Annotated in this window: 17 protein-coding genes, 1 tRNA gene and 1 rRNA gene; all 19 read right to left on the reverse strand. The window is 64.9% G+C overall.

What is annotated here, in order from left to right; all coding sequences use genetic code 11:
* Nucleotides 1–232: 232 nt before the first annotated feature.
* The 19 genes from CH266_RS14185 to rrf all read right to left on the reverse strand — a co-directional run bounded on the left by CH266_RS14185 (nt 233) and on the right by rrf (nt 17,939).
* Nucleotides 233–306, reverse strand: a tRNA-Pro gene (locus CH266_RS14185).
* Between the two features lie 85 nt (nt 307–391).
* A complete protein-coding gene (gene der / locus CH266_RS14190) occupies nt 392–1,840 on the reverse strand; it encodes a ribosome biogenesis GTPase Der (RefSeq protein ID WP_027497207.1) in 1,449 nt (482 codons plus the stop codon).
* Nucleotides 1,837–2,520, reverse strand: a complete 684-nt coding sequence (gene cmk, locus CH266_RS14195) for a (d)CMP kinase (RefSeq protein ID WP_094715477.1) — start codon at nt 2,518–2,520, stop codon at nt 1,837–1,839. The genes der and cmk overlap by 4 nt, the downstream gene beginning before the upstream one ends.
* The gene (locus CH266_RS14200; RefSeq protein WP_094715478.1) at nt 2,520–3,701 is read right to left on the reverse strand and encodes a pseudouridine synthase; all 1,182 of its coding nucleotides are present in this window, start codon (nt 3,699–3,701) and stop codon (nt 2,520–2,522) included. Before CH266_RS14200 ends, cmk begins: the two co-directional genes overlap by 1 nt.
* Nucleotides 3,702–3,713: 12 nt before the next feature.
* Entirely contained in the window at nt 3,714–4,397 is a 684-nt protein-coding gene (scpB, locus tag CH266_RS14205; protein ID WP_094715479.1) for an SMC-Scp complex subunit ScpB, read from the reverse strand.
* A complete protein-coding gene (locus CH266_RS14210) occupies nt 4,394–5,230 on the reverse strand; it encodes a segregation and condensation protein A (protein ID WP_094715480.1) in 837 nt (278 codons plus the stop codon). Before CH266_RS14210 ends, scpB begins: the two co-directional genes overlap by 4 nt.
* Nucleotides 5,227–6,246: a ParA family protein gene (locus tag CH266_RS14215; RefSeq protein ID WP_027497212.1), complete on the reverse strand. Its 1,020-nt coding sequence runs from the start codon at nt 6,244–6,246 to the stop codon at nt 5,227–5,229. The genes CH266_RS14210 and CH266_RS14215 overlap by 4 nt, the downstream gene beginning before the upstream one ends.
* A 110-nt stretch (nt 6,247–6,356) precedes the next feature.
* On the reverse strand, nt 6,357–7,271 hold the full coding sequence (gene xerD / locus CH266_RS14220) for a site-specific tyrosine recombinase XerD (RefSeq protein WP_094715481.1): 915 nt from the start codon (nt 7,269–7,271) through the stop codon (nt 6,357–6,359).
* A gap of 5 nt (nt 7,272–7,276) precedes the next feature.
* The gene (locus CH266_RS14225) at nt 7,277–7,912 is read right to left on the reverse strand and encodes an NUDIX domain-containing protein (RefSeq protein ID WP_094715482.1); all 636 of its coding nucleotides are present in this window, start codon (nt 7,910–7,912) and stop codon (nt 7,277–7,279) included.
* A complete protein-coding gene (locus CH266_RS14230) occupies nt 7,909–9,642 on the reverse strand; it encodes a CTP synthase (RefSeq protein WP_027497215.1) in 1,734 nt (577 codons plus the stop codon). The genes CH266_RS14225 and CH266_RS14230 overlap by 4 nt, the downstream gene beginning before the upstream one ends.
* Nucleotides 9,643–9,797: 155 nt before the next feature.
* On the reverse strand, nt 9,798–10,745 hold the full coding sequence (locus CH266_RS14235; protein ID WP_094715483.1) for a copper transporter: 948 nt from the start codon (nt 10,743–10,745) through the stop codon (nt 9,798–9,800).
* Nucleotides 10,742–11,926 (reverse strand): putative cytokinetic ring protein SteA, encoded by a 1,185-nt coding sequence (gene steA, locus CH266_RS14240; protein ID WP_032366203.1) that lies wholly within the window; start codon nt 11,924–11,926, stop codon nt 10,742–10,744. Before steA ends, CH266_RS14235 begins: the two co-directional genes overlap by 4 nt.
* Before the next feature lie 84 nt (nt 11,927–12,010).
* A complete protein-coding gene (gene recN / locus CH266_RS14245) occupies nt 12,011–13,780 on the reverse strand; it encodes a DNA repair protein RecN (protein WP_167327388.1) in 1,770 nt (589 codons plus the stop codon).
* Nucleotides 13,781–13,782: 2 nt separating this feature from the next.
* A complete protein-coding gene (locus CH266_RS14250; protein WP_048320277.1) occupies nt 13,783–14,748 on the reverse strand; it encodes an NAD kinase in 966 nt (321 codons plus the stop codon).
* Complete coding sequence (locus CH266_RS14255) at nt 14,745–15,572, reverse strand: TlyA family RNA methyltransferase (protein WP_094715484.1); 828 nt, start codon at nt 15,570–15,572, stop codon at nt 14,745–14,747. Before CH266_RS14255 ends, CH266_RS14250 begins: the two co-directional genes overlap by 4 nt.
* Before the next feature lies 1 nt (nt 15,573).
* The gene (locus tag CH266_RS14260; RefSeq protein ID WP_027497221.1) at nt 15,574–15,816 is read right to left on the reverse strand and encodes a hypothetical protein; all 243 of its coding nucleotides are present in this window, start codon (nt 15,814–15,816) and stop codon (nt 15,574–15,576) included.
* A 64-nt stretch (nt 15,817–15,880) separates the two neighbouring features.
* Nucleotides 15,881–16,870: an HAD-IIA family hydrolase gene (locus CH266_RS14265; protein WP_094715485.1), complete on the reverse strand. Its 990-nt coding sequence runs from the start codon at nt 16,868–16,870 to the stop codon at nt 15,881–15,883.
* Nucleotides 16,867–17,748, reverse strand: a complete 882-nt coding sequence (locus CH266_RS14270; protein WP_094715486.1) for a tetratricopeptide repeat protein — start codon at nt 17,746–17,748, stop codon at nt 16,867–16,869. Before CH266_RS14270 ends, CH266_RS14265 begins: the two co-directional genes overlap by 4 nt.
* Before the next feature lie 74 nt (nt 17,749–17,822).
* A 5S ribosomal RNA gene (gene rrf, locus CH266_RS14275) occupies nt 17,823–17,939 on the reverse strand.
* Between the last annotated feature and the right edge of the window lie 208 nt (nt 17,940–18,147).

The following is an 18,147-nucleotide window of genomic DNA, read 5'->3' on the forward strand; positions in this document are numbered from 1 at the left end:
CTATCTACTCCGTAGCTACTTGACTACGAACAAGCTGAATCAAGTGGCTTCGTCCACTCAGGTGCATTCGCTCAAGACACGCAGATCGCCGGACACCAGTGGATCCACCTGGACACCGTCTCAGCGCCAAGTTCGACCGTGTAAGCATTGAGTAGTGACACTCCCGCGGCACGCACACAAAAAAAGACGGCTTCGGATTTCTCCGAAACCGCCTCTGAACTGCATCTACGTGTCGGGCTGACAGGATTTGAACCTGCGACCACTTGACCCCCAGTCAAGTGCGCTACCAAGCTGCGCCACAGCCCGCCGCACCTCGAAAGGCGCTTGCTGAGATTACCCCAGCCCTACCCCTGAGAGGAAATCGCCTGCTCAGGGGCCGGGTCGGACTAGGTCAGCGGTTGTTGCCCTTGCCCGGCCGTTCCCGCTTCTCGCGGATACGTACCGAGACGCGGACGGGGCTGCCGTCGAAGTTGAACTCCTCACGCAGACGCCGCTCGATGAATCGGCGGTAGCCGGCCTCGAGGAAGCCGGTGGTGAAGAGCACGAACGTCGGCGGCCGGGTGCTGGCCTGCGTCGCGAACATGATGCGCGGCAGGCGTCCGCCACGCATCGGCGGCGGGGTGGCTGCCACGACCTCTTTGAGCCACGTGTTGAGGCGTCCGGTGGGGACACGCTTGTCCCACGACTCGAGAGCCGTCTCCAGAGCGGGCACGAGCTTCTGCACGGCGCGGCCGGTGTGCGCCGAGATGTTCACCCGCTGGGCCCACGGGACGCGCGCGAGATCGCGGTCGATTTCCTTCTCGAGCTGCTGACGACGATCGTCGTCCACCAGATCCCACTTGTTGAACGCCAACACCAATGCACGGCCGGCATCGGAGACCATGCTCAGCACGCGCAGATCCTGCTCCGAGATCACCTGTGAAGCATCGAGAAGCAGAATTGCGACCTCGGCTGCTTCGATCGCGGACTTCGTGCGCAACGACGCATAGAACTCGGCGCCGCTGGCATGACTGACGCGCTTGCGTAGTCCTGCGGTATCGACGAATCGCCATGTCTTGCCGCCCAATTCGACCAACGAGTCGACCGGGTCGACAGTGGTGCCTGCAACATCGTGCACCACCGAACGCTCGTCACCCGAGAGCTTGTTGATCAGCGACGACTTGCCGACATTCGGCTTACCGACCAGAGCGACACGCCTCGGTCCCCCACCGGGGATACCTTCGCGCGGAGTCTCAGGCAAGGCCTCGAGCACCCGGTCCAGCAGATCACCGGTACCGCGGCCGTGGGTGGCGGACACCGATAACGGCTCCCCCAGACCCAGAGACCACAGTGCGGCGACCTCGGACTCGGTGCGACCGTCGTCGACCTTGTTGGCCACCAACAGAACCGGAGTCTTCGACCGACGCAACACTCGTGCCACTGCCTCGTCCGTCGTCGTCGAACCAACGCGGGCATCGACGACCAGCAGGATCGCGTCGGCGGTGTTCATAGCCAACTCGGCCTGGCGCGCAACGGACTGTTGCAGCCCCTTGGCGTCGGGCTCCCAACCGCCGGTGTCCTGCACCAGGAAGCGTCGACCACTCCAGTTCGCCTCGTACGACACACGATCGCGAGTGACGCCCGGGACGTCCTCGACCACTGCTTCGCGGCGGCCGATGATGCGGTTGACGAGCGTCGACTTGCCGACGTTCGGTCGGCCCACCACGGCGAGAGTCGGTACGGCAACGGCATCTTCACCGTCTTCACCCTCGTTGAGGTCGACGTACTCCCACTCGCCCTCGTCGCTCCACGTTCCGTCGCCCGCGGTTTCCGCTGCGCCGGAGAAGAATTCTTCACTCACTGGACTGCTCCACTTCTGTCGTTCACCACGAGCAGCAAACGCTCGATCACGCCGTCGAGATCCAGCTCGCTGGTATCGACGATCACCGAATCCTCAGCGGGACGAAGCGGTGACACTGCCCTCGTCGAATCTGCATGATCGCGGCGTTGTACATCCGCGAGCACTGATTCGTAGTCGTCGCCGCGACCTTGTTCGATGTTCTGTTTGTTGCGTCGTTCCGCACGCGCCTCCGGTGACGCCGTCAGGAACACCTTCACGTCGGCGTCGGGAAGCACGACGGTGCCGATGTCGCGACCCTCCACCACAATTCGCGTCGACGAGCTGGCGAGGTCGCGCTGCATCTGCACCAAGAGCTCACGCACCGCAGGCACCGCGGACACAGCCGAGACGGCTTTGGTCACTGCGTCGCCGCGGATTTCGCCGCTGACGTCCTCTCCGTCGAGCAAGACGGTCTCCGACAGTGGATCCTTCCCGATCTCGAGGGGAAGGGCTGCAACAACTTTCGCGACTGCGTCTGCATCGGTGGGCTCGACGCCCGAACGCAGCACCCATACCGTTGCGACGCGGTACATCGCACCGGTGTCGAGGTAGCTTGCTTCGAGTGCCGATGCGAGCCGACGCGATACCGACGACTTACCGGTGCCCGACGGCCCGTCCATCGCCACGACGAGCGCCGCCATCACAGGCCTACGGATTCGTAGAGCTTGCCGATCTCGCCGCGGCCGAGAACACGCAGTGTTCCGGGACGCTGATCGCCGAGCACGATGTTGCCGACGTCGGTACGCACGAGGCGTCCCACCGGGAATCCGACCTTGTCGAACAACCGACGCACGATGTGCTTGCGGCCCTCGTGCAACGTCACCTTGACGAGCGATTTGCCGTCCGAGATATCGAGCAGCTGGAAGCCGTCGACCTTCACCGGGCCGTCGTCGAGAGTGACGCCTTCGCGCAACTGCTTGCCGAGCGTGCGGGGAATCGTGCCGAACAGCGTCGCGAGATATGTCTTGGACACCTCGTACGACGGGTGCATCAGCCGGTGAGCAAGGTCACCGTCGTTGGTGAACAACAACAGTCCCTCGGTGTCGGCATCGAGCCGACCGACGTGGAACAGACGCTGGCCCGCCTGCACGCGCTCGGCGACGATGTCGCCGACGCACGGACGACCCAGATCGTCCGACATGGTGCACTGCCATCCGCGCGGCTTGTTCATCGCGAGATGAACCAGTTCTTCCTTCACGACGACACGAGTGCCGTCGACGCGAACGACGGCGATGTTCGGATCGATGCGGATGCCCTGCTCGGTGACGATGCGTCCGTCCACCTCGACGCGACCGTCGGCGATCAGCTCTTCCGCGGCCCGACGCGACGCGACACCGGCCTGCGCGAGCACCTTCTGCAACCGAACACCCTCACCGGCAGGCACGTGCTTGCGCGGGGACGAATCGGTGTACTGATGCTTCGCCGGCTTGGCGTTGCTGATGGTGGTCGCCGGAGCCTGCTTCTTCTGCGGCTTCGGCGGCTTGGGGCGCGACGGCTTCTTGCGGGGCACCGCGTCGTTGCTGCGATCGTTGATGCCCGTCTCGACGGGCTTGTTCTCGAACGATTCCCCCTGCTCGACGCCTCTGCGCGGGGCCGGTCGGCCACCGGTGCGAGGAGCGCCTGCGCGTGGTCCCCCGGTGCGAGGGGCACCGGTTCGGGGTGCACCGGCGCGGGGAGCGCCGTCCCGGGGTGCGGCGTCGCGGGTGCGATCTCCGCGGCGTGCGTCACGCGGGTTGTCCGACCGACCTGCGGTGGGCTTCCTGCGTGGGTCTTGTCTCTTGTTACGGTCCGGTGTGCCATCACGGCGAGCGGGCTTGTTCACTTGTCTTACCTATCAGTCGTCCGAGTCGAGCTCGGCTGCCGGATCGGGTTTCGATCCGCGGTTCTTGGTGGAGCGGGTCGTTCTGGGGTCGGTGTCCATGCTGTCACTGATCTCGTCGATCAGGTCCACTCCCGGCAACAGCGGTGCCAGTTCGGGTAGATCACCGAGCGATGCGAGCCCGAGCCGTTCGAGGAACAGCTCGGTGGTGCAGTACATCGTGCCGTTGGTCTCCGGGTCCGTTCCTGCTTCGGAGATCAGTCCACGGGCGAGCAACGTACGCATCACTCCATCGACATTGACTCCACGTACGGCGCTGACTCGTGCGCGGGTCAACGGTTGACGATAGGCGATCACGGCCAGGGTTTCCAATGCTGCACGTGTGAGCTTGGACCGAGCGCCGTCGAGAAGCAGCCGTTCGACGTACGGCGCATAGGCGGTTCGGGTGTAGAAACGCCACCCGTCACCGACGTTGCGGAGGTCGATTCCGCTGCGGCGTTCTGTCAGTTCCGCGGCCATCCGCTTCAGCGCGGCACGTACGCGGGCCACCGAAGAACCGACGGCCGATGCCAGTTGTTCGTCGGAGGCCGGAGTGTCGACGATGAGCAGAACCGCCTCGAGTGCCGACGCGAGCGTGGCGTCGTCGAGTTCGCCTGACTCGTCGACATCCTCGAGCTCGAGTTCCGGGTCGGCGTTCATGCGTAGTCCTCTTCCGTGACCACGATGGGTCCTTCGTCCTTGCCGGTCCAGCTCACTCGAAGATCGCCGAGTGGTTCGGGTTGCTCGAAGGCGATCACCTGTTGCCGGAACAGTTCCAGCAACGCGAGGAAGCGCGCGATTATTTCGACCTGCACCTCGCAGTCCTGGACCAGCTCCGAGAACGATGCCCACTCGTTGAGTCCCCGGCCCTGCAGGTTCTCGAGCAACCACTCTGCCTGCTCGGGGATCGAGACCGCATGCTGATGAATGTGGTCGAGGCCCACTTGCGGGATCGGCTTGGGCCGAAACGCTGCGGCTGCGATGTCTGCGAACCTGGCCGGATCGACCCCCAGCAACACCTCGGGAATCAGATCGGCGAATCGCTCTTCCACCGACACCGAGCGCGGATAGCGCCGCAGCGCAGCGGCTTCCAGCTCACCGAACAGCAGGGCCACCTGCTTGTAGGCGCGGTACTGCAGCAACCGGGCGAACAGGAGATCGCGCACCTCGAGCAACGCGAGATCCTCGGCGTCCTCCACATCACCCGACGGCAGCAGACGAGCCGCCTTCAGATCGAGCAACGTCGCCGCGACGACGAGGAACTCCGTTGTCTGATCGAGTCCGACATCGGCACCGAGCGATTTGGTGAACGAGATGAAATCGTCGGTGACCGTGTGCAGCGCCACCTCGGTGACATCCATGCGGTGCTGACTGATCAGCGACAGCAGCAGATCGAACGGGCCCTCGAAGTTGAGCAACCGAACCCGAAATTTCGACGGATCCGCGTCGGCGGGAACCTCGATCGGGGCCTCGTCGGCAGCGTCGACCGTCACGGACCCGACCGGTAGATCACCTCGCGTGCCAGAGCGCGGTACGCCTGCGCGCCGCCGGATTTGGGAGCCCATGTGGTGATCGGCTCACCGGCGACGCTGGTCTCGGGGAACCGGACCGTGCGAGTGATCACGGTGTCGTAGACGACGTCGCCGAACACCTCGACCACCCGCGTCATCACCTCGCGCGAGTGCAGCGTGCGGGCGTCGAACATAGTCACCACGATGCCGGCCAACTTGAGTCGCGGGTTCAGCCGATCGCGCACCTTCTCGACGGTGTCGTTGAGGAGAGCCAGGCCGCGAAGACTGAAGTACTCGCACTCCATCGGAATGAGGACCTCGTCGGCACAGGTCAGCGCATTGACCGTCAGCAGGCCGAGCGAGGGCTGGCAGTCGATGAGCACGTAGTCGTAGCGGTCGAGAATGGGGTGCAGTACCCGTCCGAGCGTTTGCTCACGCCCCACCTCGGTGACCAGCTGGATCTCGGCGGCAGAAAGATCGATGTTGCTCGGCATCAGATCGAGATTGTCGACGCGAGTCCGCATGATGATGTCGTCGGCCGACACCTTCGCCTCCACGAGGAGGTTGTAGACCGTCAGATCGAGTTCGTGATGTGCGACGCCCAAGCCCGCGGACAGTGCGCCCTGCGGGTCGAGGTCGACGAGCAGCACGCGACGGCCGTAACCGGCCAGCGAGGCACCGAGATTGATGGTCGACGTCGTCTTGCCGACGCCACCCTTCTGGTTGCACATCGCGATGATCTTGGCCGGGCCGTGACTGGCCAGCGGCTGCGGATCGGGAACCGGCCTCGTCTTGCGACCGGTGGGTCCGAGCTCGTTCGGAGCAGGAATGATGTCGCGTGTCTCCCGACTGGATTCCGGTTGACGTGTATGGAAAAGAGCGCCATCGCTGTGCGGATGAGACGGATGCGTTTCGCCGGTATCGGGGGTGACGGCGGGCTGCACGCCCCACGACGGTTCCGAGGCTGACTCCGCCGCTGGCGGCTGCGGTGTCGACACGTTCCAGCGCTCCCCTGTCCCGTTCGTCTTCGAGTAGTTCACGCAAACGCTACCGCTTGACGCGACGGCATTGTCATCGGACACGCTGACACACGATTGCCGACCGCGTGCTAGCGCGCTCGCGGGTGCGCACCCGCCCACACTTCACGCAACGTCGTGACGGTGACGAGGGTGTAGATCTGTGTCGTGGTCACCGACGCGTGGCCGAGCAATTCCTGCACGACACGGACGTCGGCACCGCCGTCGAGCAGGTGCGTCGCAAACGAGTGCCGGAGCACGTGCGGCGAGACCCCGGCCGTGATTCCGGCCCGCTGCGCGGAGTCCTGCAATACCTGCCAGGCGCTCTGCCGCGACAGTCGACCGCCCCGCACATTGAGAAACAGCGCCGGATTCGAGCGGGCGACGAGCCCCGGCCGCCCGCGCACGAGGTATGCGTCGACCGCCTCGATGGCCGGCCTCCCCACCGGGACGACTCGATGTTTCCCGCCCTTGCCACGCAGGAGCACCGAGCGAGCCTCGGTGTCGATGTCGTCCACATCCAGACCGACGGCCTCGGAGATGCGCGCACCGGTGGAGTACAGCAGTTCGAGCAGTGCGCGATCTCGCAGACCACGCGGTGCGTCGGGACCGGCAATGGACGCCGATTCGAGCAGCGCCACGACCTGGTCGACGGGCAGCGACTTCGGTAGTCGTTTGGCCGGCTGCGGCGGCTTCACCTCGCTCGCGACGTTGCGCTCCACCATGCCCTCGGCCAGGGCAAAGCGGTGCAGACCACGAACCGCGATCAGCGTTCGAGCCGCCGAACTGGCTGCGAGGGACGGGAATTCGTCGTCGCCGCGCCGGAGGTACAGCACGAACTCGGTGATGTCGTTCTCGGTCACCTTGGCCAGATCGGAAATTCCGTACCCACTCAGAAACCGCTCGTACCGCACCAGATCGCGACGGTACGACGACACCGTGTTCGGTGCCGACCCGCGCTCGACCACCAGATGATCGAGATACGTCGCAATCTGATCGCCGATCACGGTGGCTACTTTCGTGAACTCTTCCGAGACTCGAATGCCGTGGGTCGATCCGCCCACGGGGCGTCGGCCGGACGCAACTCGGTGCCGGTGGCACGAGCTGCCGCCAACGCGAGCACTCCCGACACGGCCGAGGCGTTGACGATCTCCCCGGCCAACGCACGACGGACGGCCTCGTCCATCGGCACGAAGGACAGCTCGATGTCTGCCTCCTCGTCGTGTGCCTCCGGGCGATCGACCTCACTCAGATCCTCTGCGAGGAAAATGCGTACGGCTTCGTCGGTGAATCCGGGCGAGGCCAACACGTCCACCAACACCGACCACTTCCCGGCCGCGAGACCGGTCTCCTCGGCCAGTTCGCGCTGCGCCGCCAGCACGGGCTCCTCCCCCGGCTCGTCGAGCAGGCCCGCGGGCAGCTCCCAGAGACGACGCCCGATGGGGTGCCGGTACTGCTCGATCATCGCCACGCGGTCCTGATCGTCGACGGCAAGAATGCCGACTGCGCCGTGATGCTCGATCACTTCTCGCTCGGCGCGACGCCCGTTCGGCATCGCCACCTGATCGAGCCGCAGCGCGAGGATTGCGCCGGAGTACGGAACCTCCGAACCGAGCGTCGTGAATTCGTGTCTCGCGTTCTCGCTCATCCGACGGTCTCGGCCTCGGCGTCCGACTTCTCCGCCGCAGCGGTGTCACCGTGAATGTCGACCGGCAGCCGCTCGGCAGCCTTGTACTTCAGTGCCGCGTTGATCAGCGATGCGAACAGCGGATGCGGACGGGTCGGCCGGCTCTTGAGCTCCGGATGCGCCTGGGTAGCAACGAAGAACGGGTGCACCGATGCCGGCAACTCCACGAACTCGACCAGATGACCGTCCGGGGACGTACCGCTGAAGACCAAGCCGCTCTTGGCAATTCGATCACGGTAGACATTGTTGACCTCGTAACGGTGACGATGCCGCTCCGAGACGTTCTCGGTCCCGTACGACGCCGCGACGACCGAACCCTTCTGCAGCGTCGCGGGGTACGCACCGAGGCGCATGGTGCCTCCGAGGTCGGCATCGCCGGCGACAGCGTCCTCCTGGTCGGCCATCGTGGAGATCACCGGATCCTTGGTATCCGGATCGAACTCGGCCGAATTGGCATCGGTCAGGCCGACCGAACGAGCCGCCTCGATGACGACGCACTGCAAACCGAGGCACAACCCCAACAGTGGAATCTTGCGGGTACGAGCGAACTCGATGGCACCGAGCTTGCCCTCGATACCGCGAATGCCGAATCCGCCGGGAATGAGCACGGCATCGACATCGCCCAACGCAGCCTGAGCCCCCGCAGGCGTCGAGCACTCGTCGGACGGAACCCACTTGATCTCGACCTTGGCGCGATGAGCGAATCCGCCGGCACGCAGTGCCTCGGTGACCGAGAGGTAGGCGTCGGGCAGGTCGACGTACTTGCCGACGAGGCCGACGCGCACGGTTTCGCGAGGCTGGTGGACGCGCTCGAGCAGTCCGCCCCAGATGGTCCAGTCCACGTCACGGAACGGCAGACCGAGCTGCCGGACGACGTAGGCGTCGAGGCCTTCCTTGTGCAGCACCTTGGGGATGTCGTAGATCGACGGGGCATCGGGTGTGGAGATGCAGCCGTCGACGTCGACGTCGCACATCAGCGCGATCTTGTTCTTGAGCCCAGGCGGCACGTCGCGATCGCACCGCAGGATCAACGCGTCGGGCTGAATGCCGATGCTGCGCAGTGCTGCGACGGAGTGCTGGGTGGGCTTGGTCTTGAGTTCACCGGACGGTGCCAGGAACGGGACCAGCGACACGTGCAGGAAGAACACGTTGTTGCGGCCGACGTCGTGACGGACCTGCCGCGCCGCTTCGAGGAACGGCTGCGATTCGATATCGCCGACGGTGCCGCCGATTTCGGTGATGACGACGTCCGGCTGATGGCCCTGGAGGTCGGGACCGTTCATTGCCAGGATGCGACGTTTGATCTCGTCGGTGATGTGCGGAATGACCTGAACGGTGTCGCCGAGGTACTCGCCGCGACGCTCCTTGGCGATGACCGTCGAATAGACCTGGCCGGTGGTCACATTGGCGAATCCGGACAGATCACGGTCGAGGAAGCGCTCGTAATGGCCGACGTCGAGGTCCGTCTCCGAGCCGTCCTCGGTGACGAAGACTTCACCGTGCTGGAACGGATTCATCGTGCCGGGATCGACGTTCAGATACGGATCGAGCTTCTGCATGGTCACACGCAAGCCGCGTGCGGTCAGTAGCTGGCCGAGGCTGGACGCCGTCAGACCTTTTCCGAGCGAAGACGCGACGCCTCCGCTGACGAAGATGTGCTTGGTGTCGGAACGCGACTGAAGGCGTGACAATGAGGCTCCCGTGACGAGTCTGCAGGGCTTGCTCCTATCAGGGGGCTGATAAGAGAGGTAAAGCGTGGAAATTGGGCCTGCTACCCACGGGACTTCACGGTAACACCAGTACGTACCTCACCGCCAACGACACGCGTATTCGACGCGAGCGCCGATCAACTCACCGGCGCACCCACGGTGACGGCGTTCGCGTTCGCTCCGGTGCCGTAACGGCCCGAAGCACCGTCCAGTTGCTCCGCCAGGGCGAGAACTGTGGTGATTCGGCCTGCTTCACGGTCGACGTTGTCCACCGTGCTGAGCGCAGACGACAACGCCGAGTCGGCTCGCACTACCGCGATCGAGCCGTTGCCCTCGGCCGCACCGGAACGACCTGCCAGTACCGCACCTGCTCCACGTGAATCGAGAGCTCCGGCGAAGCGAGCGACGATGGCACCGCGGTTGCCGTCCTCGACATCCGAGGCACCCGAACCGGTGACCACCACGGCCAACTGCGCCGGCGCGACCGCACCGTTGTCGTAAGCGATGAACCCGCCGCTACGCAACGTCTCGAGAGCGAGAGACAGCTCCTCGGGGGTCGATTGCGGCTGCGCCGTCTGCGCATTGAGCAGCAACACCGAACCCAGCAGGTCGCCCGCCAGACTTCCCTGGTCGACCGCCCCGGTACGCAACTGCACACCGGCCGGAATGACATTGGTCAGTCGCGTGCGCAGATCGTCGCCGTTCGCCGCGGACACGAACGCATCCGTCAGCGACACCCGACCCGTGACCGTGGCACCGGACGCCCCGATCGAACGCGTGACTCCGTCGACATCGCCAGGATCTGCATCGGGCGTGGTGATGACCACGACACTGCGATCGACGAGGGTGTCTCGGAGTACTCGACCCGAGACCGCCGCATCGAAACCGTCGGCCGAGTTCAGTTGCTCGCCGAGCTGATTGTTGGTCGACTGCAGATCGTCGACCTGATTCTCGAGACCCGTCTTGTCGTCTCGCAGACCCGAGACCAGTCCGCTGGACAGCAGGCCCGAGCCGAGGACGATGCCGATGGCCAACGCAACGAACACGGCAGCCAGCGAAATGGCATGTTGGCGAAGCGAAATCACGAAAGCAACCCCTGGAACCACAGTGCGAATCGGTTCCACAGATCGATCGCCCAATCCAAGGATTCGCCGCCGATGTTGGAGACGGCCAACGCCACGATCACCGCAACGAGCGCAGCGAGAATGAGCAGGGCAATTGCACCGCCCGACACGCGGCTTCGGTACAGCGTGGCCACCGCCTTGGCGTCGACCAGCTTGGCACCGACCTTCAGACGCGTCATGAACGCGGCCGGGTTGGTGTTGCGTCGTCCGCGATCGAAGAATTCGTCCAGGCTGGCCGGGCTACCGACCGACACGATCAGCGACGCGCCGTGGTGGTCGGCCAACAGTAGTGCGAGGTCCGCAGCAGCACCGGTCGCCGGGAAGGTCATGGCACCGATACCGAGATCCTGGATGCGTTCGAGACCTTGCGCGTGTCCGTCCGAATCGGCCGGAAGTACCACTTCTGCACCACATTTGAGTGTCTGCGCCGTGACGTCCTCCGGATCGCCGACGATCAGATCCGGGCGGTGTCCCGCTTTCATCGCTGTGTCCGCGCCCGCACCGACGCCGATGATGACGGGCGAGTACTCCTTGATGAACGGCTTCAGATTCTTCAGATCCTCCGCGTGCCCCGGCCCGTCGGCAACGATCACGACGTGACGACCCTTGAGGTCGATGTCGATGTCCGGAACCCCGACGCCGTCGATCAGCAACGGACTCTCGGTCCGAATGAACTCGATCGTGTTGCCCGAGAACGCTTCCAGATGGTCGACCAGCCCGGTCTTGGCCTCGATCATCTTGTCCGAGATCTCGGCTTCGCTCTGCTCCTCACCCTTGGCGAGGCGGCGATCGCCGGTGTAGACGCCACCGTCGTTGAGCCGGATCTTGGTGCCGTCCTTGATCTTCTTGAAGATCTCGGTGCCGGCCGAGTCGATCAAGGTGATCCCGTTGGCGACGATGACCTCGGGGCCGAGGTTGGGATAGCGGCCGGAGATCGACGGCGACGCGTTGACGACCGCGAGCACCCCGGCCTCGACGAGCGCATCTGCGGTCAACCGGTCCAGATCGAGCTCGTCCAGAACGACGATGTCGCCGGGGCCGACCCGCTTGAGCAGCTTGGCCGTGTTGCGATCGACTCGCGCGATCCCGGTGATTCCGGGCAGCGAATCCTGACTACGTGACAGCAGTGCCGGCATCTTCATGCCCACCATGATGACCCGATCGACACGCCCGGCCATGGAGGCGCGCCGAAACAACTACCACACTGATCACATCAGCACCAAAAATTACAGGGCAGCTCTATCTGCGTTTGCGGTGGCCAGCAGCTCCTCGGCGTGCGCCCGACCGGTCTCGGTGTCGTCGAGCCCCGCGAGCATCCGGGCGAGTTCGACGACGCGTTCCGAGGACGACAACGTCCGGACTCCGCTGTTCGCCGCCCCCTTCTTGGCGTCGGTCTTGTCCACCACCAGATGCGTGTCCGCGAATGCAGCAACCTGCGGCAGGTGGGTGACGACGATGACCTGATGGGTACGAGCCAGCCGACCGAGCCGACGACCGACCTCGACCGCGGCCCGACCACCGACTCCGGCGTCGACCTCGTCGAACACCATCGTCGCGCCCTTGTCGGAACCCGCCAGCACCACCTCGAGCGCCAACATCACCCGCGAGAGCTCACCGCCCGACGCGCTCTTGCTGATCGGCAACGCCTGGGCGCCGTCGTGCGCGGACAACCGGAACTCGACCTCGTCGACGCCGGTACTACCCGCATGCAACTCGGTACCGTCGACGACGATCGGTGCCGTGTCCGACGGTCCGGCCGGCAGCGATCGAACATCTATCTGCAGCTTGGCTTTTCCCATCGCCAGTCCGGCCAGCTCGACGCTGACGGCTTTGGACAGCTTCGTCGCCGCTTTCGACCGGGCAGCGCTCAGCTTGGACGCGGCCGCCGCGACGTCGACAGCAGCCGACTCGACACGCGCACTCAGCTCCGCGAGCGCGTCGGCAGAGGTATCGATCCGAGACAAACGTTCGCGAGCGTCCTCGGCCCACGCGATGACACCGTCGACGTCGGCGGCGTACTTGCGCGTCAGAGACTTCAGCTCGGCCTGCCGGTTCAGGATCGTGTCGAGAGCTCCCGGATCCGACGGGAGGTCCGACAGATACGAGGTCAGATCGGCACCGATGTCGCCGACGACGGCCATCGCGTCGTTCAACCGGGGCAGCAGTTCTGTGAGAGCAGCATCGTCGGCGTGTTCGAGACGCGATCGTGCCTCGCCCAACAGATACAGCGCAGACGTGGTGTCCGACGCCTCCTCGGTACTCCCGACGAGGGCTGCGGCGGCACCCTCGGCGGTTTCCCGCAGCGAATCGAGGTCGCCGAGCCTGCGCACATCCTCGGCCACGGAGCGATCCTCACCCGGCTCCGGTGCCAGGGAGTCGATCTCCTGCAGGCCGAACTGCAGCCGGTCCGCTTCCTGCGCCAATTCACGGCTGCGTTCGGTGCGGTCGATCAATTCGTTGCGTGCATCGAGCCACGTCTTGCGGGCGGCGCGATACTTCGCCACCAGAGAGGCCACCGAATCACCGGCGAATCTGTCGAGTGCACCGAGTTGCTGATCGGGGCGCAGCAGCCGCAACTGATCGTTCTGGCCGTGCACTGTCAGCAGCGAATCGGTGAAGTTCGACAGCACCGACGCGGGGACGCTTCGTCCACCCAGGTGCGCACGCGAGCGGCCGTCCGAATTGACCGTTCGCACGGCAATGATCGAATTGTCTTCGTCGCGTTGACCTCCCGAGGATTCGAGCACCTTCTCGACGTCCTCGATCACCTGTTCCGAGGCGGTGTCGGTACTGAATCGACCCTCGACCACGGCCCTTTGGGCACCGAGCCGCACCCGACCTGCATCGGCGCGTGCACCCGACAGCAGATGCAAGCTGGTGACCACCATCGTCTTGCCGGCCCCGGTCTCGCCGGTGAGAACCGTCAACCCCTCGTGAAATTGTGCGCTCGCACCGGAGATGACTCCGAGGCTGTCGATCCGAATCTCTTCGAGCATCCCTACCTCGCTCTCCCCCGCCACCCGGTCACGGGCAGTTCGAATTTCTTGACCATGCGATCGGCGAACGGTGCCGAATCCAGGCGAACCCACTTGATGGGCGATGCTCCCCGCACGACCTCGACGCGTGCTCCCGCCGGCAACCCCAATGTGCGGCGGCCGTCGCAGAACACGAAACCATCGTGTCCGCCGGCATCGATCTCGACGGCGATGATCGACTCGGGGCTGGTGACGAGCGGACGCGCGAAGAGGGCATGGGCGTTGCTCGGAATGACCAGTATGGCTTCGAGTTCCGGCCACACCACCGGCCCGCCTGCAGAGAACGCATACGCCGTCGACCCCGTGGGTGTCGACACGAGCACTCCGTCGCAGCCGAACGCGGAGACCGGACGCCCGTCCACTTCGAGAACGACCTCGAGGACCCCGAGCCTGGAACCGTTCTCGATGCTCGCCTCGTTCAAGGCCCACCCACGCTCGACGACCTGGTCGCCTACACGGACGGCAATGTCCAACGTCATCCGCTGTTCGATGCGATAGTCGCCGGCCATCACCCGCGCCAGCGCGTCCTCGAGATGGTCGGCCTCCGCCTCGGCGAGAAACCCCACGTGGCCGAGGTTGATACCGAGAACCGGGATGTCGGCCGCCTGCGCGAGCTCGGCCGCTCGCAGGAACGTTCCGTCACCACCGAGAACCAGAACCATCTCGCACCCGGCGGCCGCATCGGGACCGAACTCGACGACGTTGAGCCTCATGTCCGCCACGAACACATGGTCGTGTTCCTCGGTGTCCGATGCCTCGATCTTGGACGGTTCCACTTCGTCGACGAGAACCCGCAGGCAGATGCCTGCTTCGTCGAACACCTTGCCCACTCGGCGCGCCGTCTCGGCGATGTCGGGCCGACCGGGGTGTGCGACGAGAAGAATCTCCCGAACGGACTCCTGTGTCGGTGCTGCATGGGACGGAGTCACTGTGGTCCTTCCTCGATCGCGTGACGGACCAACTCGGTGACGTCCATATCGGTACGCGGCGAACCGTCACCTGCGCCCGCCTTCAGCCACAAAAAGTACTCGACGTTGCCCGAAGGTCCCGGCAGTGGGCTTGCGGCGACCGCCTCGACTCGCAGGTTCGACGCAAGCGCGGCATTCGCGACGTCCTCGACGGCCTCCGCCCGCAGCGCCGGGTCTCGCACGACGCCGCCGGAACCGACACGATCCTTGCCGACCTCGAATTGAGGCTTGACCATCAACACCATGTCCGTACCCGACGTGGAGCACGCGACGAAAGCGGGAAGAACGAGTTTCAGAGAGATGAACGACAGGTCTGCCACGATGACGTCGACCGGGCCCCCGATCGTGTCGGCATCTATCGAACGCACATTGGTGCGATCGATGACGTGCACGCGTTCGTCGGATTGCAGCCGCCACACGAGCTGGCCGTAACCCACGTCGACCGCAACGACCTCGCGCACACCGCGACTGAGCAGAACGTCGGTGAAACCTCCCGTGGAGGCACCGGCGTCGAGACACCGCGCGTTCTCGACTTTCAGACCCAGTGGCTCGAACGCGTCGAGGGCACCGAGCAGTTTGTGCGCGCCGCGAGACGCCCAGCTGATTTCGTTGTCTTCCTCGGCCACCAACAGCGGAGTGCCCGGCTCGACGGCGGTAGCGGGCTTCGAAGCCACGGTTCCGGCAATCTTCACCCGGCCTGCTTCGATGAGTTCGGAGGCGTGTTCACGAGATCTGGCCAATCCACGACGGACCAGTTCTGCGTCGACACGTGCGCGACGGGCCACGTCAGGTCTTGTCGACGGTCGTCAAGGCCCGAACCAGCACTTCGTGGGCCCGGTCCAGCACACTCGCATCACGCGCCAGGGCGTCGGAATCGACGGCCTCCGAGTCGAGGCCTGCCTCCGACCCGATGGTGAGCTGCGCGAGCAGCGACGACACCTCGGCCCTGATGCTGTCCGGATCTGCGGACGACTGTTCGCCGGCCGCGTTCGGCCGGTGTTGTCCTGGGAGTGGAATCGACGCGCTCATCACCTCTCACGCTATCGGATGGGTCCGGCCAACGCCCGCTCGCGGCCGACTGCACGAACCCGTGTCAACAACCCAACAACGAGCGCAGATCGGCGAGTCCATCCCCGTCGAAGCGAACGTCCGAGAATTCCGAACCCGACCACGCAATATCGAGGACGGCGAGCAGACCCTCGAAGGCATCCATCTCGGCAGCACCCTCGAACCGCACGGACAGGACCTCGTCGTCGATGCCGACCGTCCAGCCATCCTTACCGGCTACCCGCGACGCCGACTCGTCCTTGTTCAGAACCCCGAGATCGATACCGATGTGCGTGGGACGCAGGTGCTTCGGAGCACGAAGCAACTCTGCAGCGGTACTGACACCCGTCAGGACCAACAGCGACGGCAGCGCAGCTTCGTTCGCGCCTGCTATATCGGTATCGAGCCGGTCTCCGACCACGAGCGCCGACTTGGCACCACTTCGCTCGACGGCGTCACGCATGATGGGAGCCGCGGGCTTGCCTGCAACGATGGGCTCGACGTCGGTGGCATTGCGCACTGCTGCCACCATCGAACCGTTGCCGAGAACGAGGCCGCGCTCGGTCGGAAGAGTCGCATCGACATTGGTCGCGACCCACAGCGCGCCCGCACGCACAGCCAGCACCGCCTCGGCCAACATGGGCCACCCTGTATCGACCGAATGTCCCTGAACCACCGCAACCGGCTGGTCGTCGGCAGAGCGCACCGGCGTCAATCCGACCTTCGCGATCTCGGTCGCCAAGGCGGCGGTACCGACGACGAGGACGCGTGAGCCAGGATCGAGTCTGTCCGCGAGTACTCGGGCTGCTGCTTCGGAACTGGTGACAACAAATTCTGCTGTGGTGTCGAAACCGAGTTCGCGGAGGTGTTCGGCGACATCGCTCGGTGCGCGACTGGCATTGTTGGTGACGAAGAACTGCTTCTCGGAACCACCCGAAAGCGCCTCCACTGCACCCGGAATGGGTTCCTTGCCGGCGTAGACGGTGCCGTCGAGGTCGAGCAGCAGAACGTCGTGGGCGTCGCGCAGTAATGTCACCGACTGCCCCCGGACAACTCCTCGACCCGCTCTTCTGCGTCGGTTTCTCCATCGACATCCGCCGCGGCAGCGTTGAGGAACCACTTCACACCTTCGTCGACGCGACCGGCAGCAACGAGCGCATCGGCGTAGACGTAAAACAGACGAGCCGCAGCCGTACCCGACCGGGACGCGTCGAGATCGGGAGTCTGGAGGGTGACGACGGCCTGGTCGTACTGATTGAGATCCATGCGAGCGCCAGCGACGACGATCCGAAGTTCCGACGCCTCTTCACCGGTCAGTTCCCGCGCTTCGTCGCTGCGACCGAGTTCGATGGCCCGCTCGGGGCGCCCGAGTCCGCGTTCGCAGTCGGCCATGACCGCGATGAGGCCGGGGCCGCCGGCCATTCGACGTGCCGCCCGCAGTTCGGACAGAGCCTCCGCCCATTCACCCGCGTGATACGCCGCGATACCGGCCGTCTCGCGTACGACGGCAATGCGGCCGGCCCGCTGACGAGCAGCGCGCGCGTGCAGCAGCGCCAACTGCGGATCGTCGTCGAGCAGGCGGCTGGTCATCACGAGGTGACGGGCCACAGCAGTGGCATTGTTCTTGTCCAAGCTCAGCAGATCCCGGCGCACTGCCGGCTCCAGCTGCCCGGCTTCGACCTCGTCGGGCAGATCCGGCTCGTCTGGCCGCGGGGGTCGACGGTCGGACGATGCGCTGTTTCCGCGGCGATCGCCGGAGAACCCACCTTCCCCACCACGCCTGCGGGGAGGACCGTCCGAACGACGCGGGTCGGCGCGACGGTCCTGAGCGCGGGGGTTGCGATCTCGGGACTCGCTGGGGCGATTGCCACCGTCTGCTCGGGAGGGGCGACGATCGTTGTTGTCTTCCGACACGGGCGTCCTTTCGGATTTTCGGGTACAAACGCAAAAAGGGGACCCACCAAGTGGGTCCCCTTCTTACAACGGGTGTTCGGCGGTGTCCTACTCTCCCACACCCTGTCGAGTGCAGTACCATCGGCGCTGGAGGGCTTAGCTTCCGGGTTCGGAATGGGACCGGGCGTTTCCCCTCCGCTATGGCCGCCGTAACTCTGCGAAACAGTGTCACGAGCGGTCTCAGTCGGAGAACACATCCCCCACATACTGTCGGGGGTTGGTGTTTCGTTCTTGGACCTGTATTCGGTTGTGTTACTGAACAACTACTCGTGTGTTGTTTCAGATATTGCACAGTGGACGCGTAGCTTCTTTGTGGTAAGTCCTCGGCCTATTAGTACCAGTCACCTGCATACATTGCTG

The organism is Rhodococcus sp. 06-1474-1B (assembly GCF_002258885.1).
GTDB classification, from domain to species: domain Bacteria; phylum Actinomycetota; class Actinomycetes; order Mycobacteriales; family Mycobacteriaceae; genus Rhodococcoides; species Rhodococcoides fascians.

Excerpts from the sequence above, each read along its gene's own strand:
- steA (WP_032366203.1), bottom strand. The coding sequence starts at position 11,926 with ATGAAGATGCCGGCACTGCTGTCACGTAGTCAGGATTCGCTGCCCGGA.
- CH266_RS14260 (WP_027497221.1), bottom strand. The coding sequence starts at position 15,816 with ATGAGCGCGTCGATTCCACTCCCAGGACAACACCGGCCGAACGCGGCC.
- CH266_RS14225 (WP_094715482.1), bottom strand. The coding sequence starts at position 7,912 with ATGAGCGAGAACGCGAGACACGAATTCACGACGCTCGGTTCGGAGGTT.
- scpB (WP_094715479.1), bottom strand. The coding sequence starts at position 4,397 with ATGAACGCCGACCCGGAACTCGAGCTCGAGGATGTCGACGAGTCAGGC.
- recN (WP_167327388.1), bottom strand. The coding sequence starts at position 13,780 with ATGCTCGAAGAGATTCGGATCGACAGCCTCGGAGTCATCTCCGGTGCG.
- cmk (WP_094715477.1), bottom strand. The coding sequence starts at position 2,520 with ATGGCGGCGCTCGTCGTGGCGATGGACGGGCCGTCGGGCACCGGTAAG.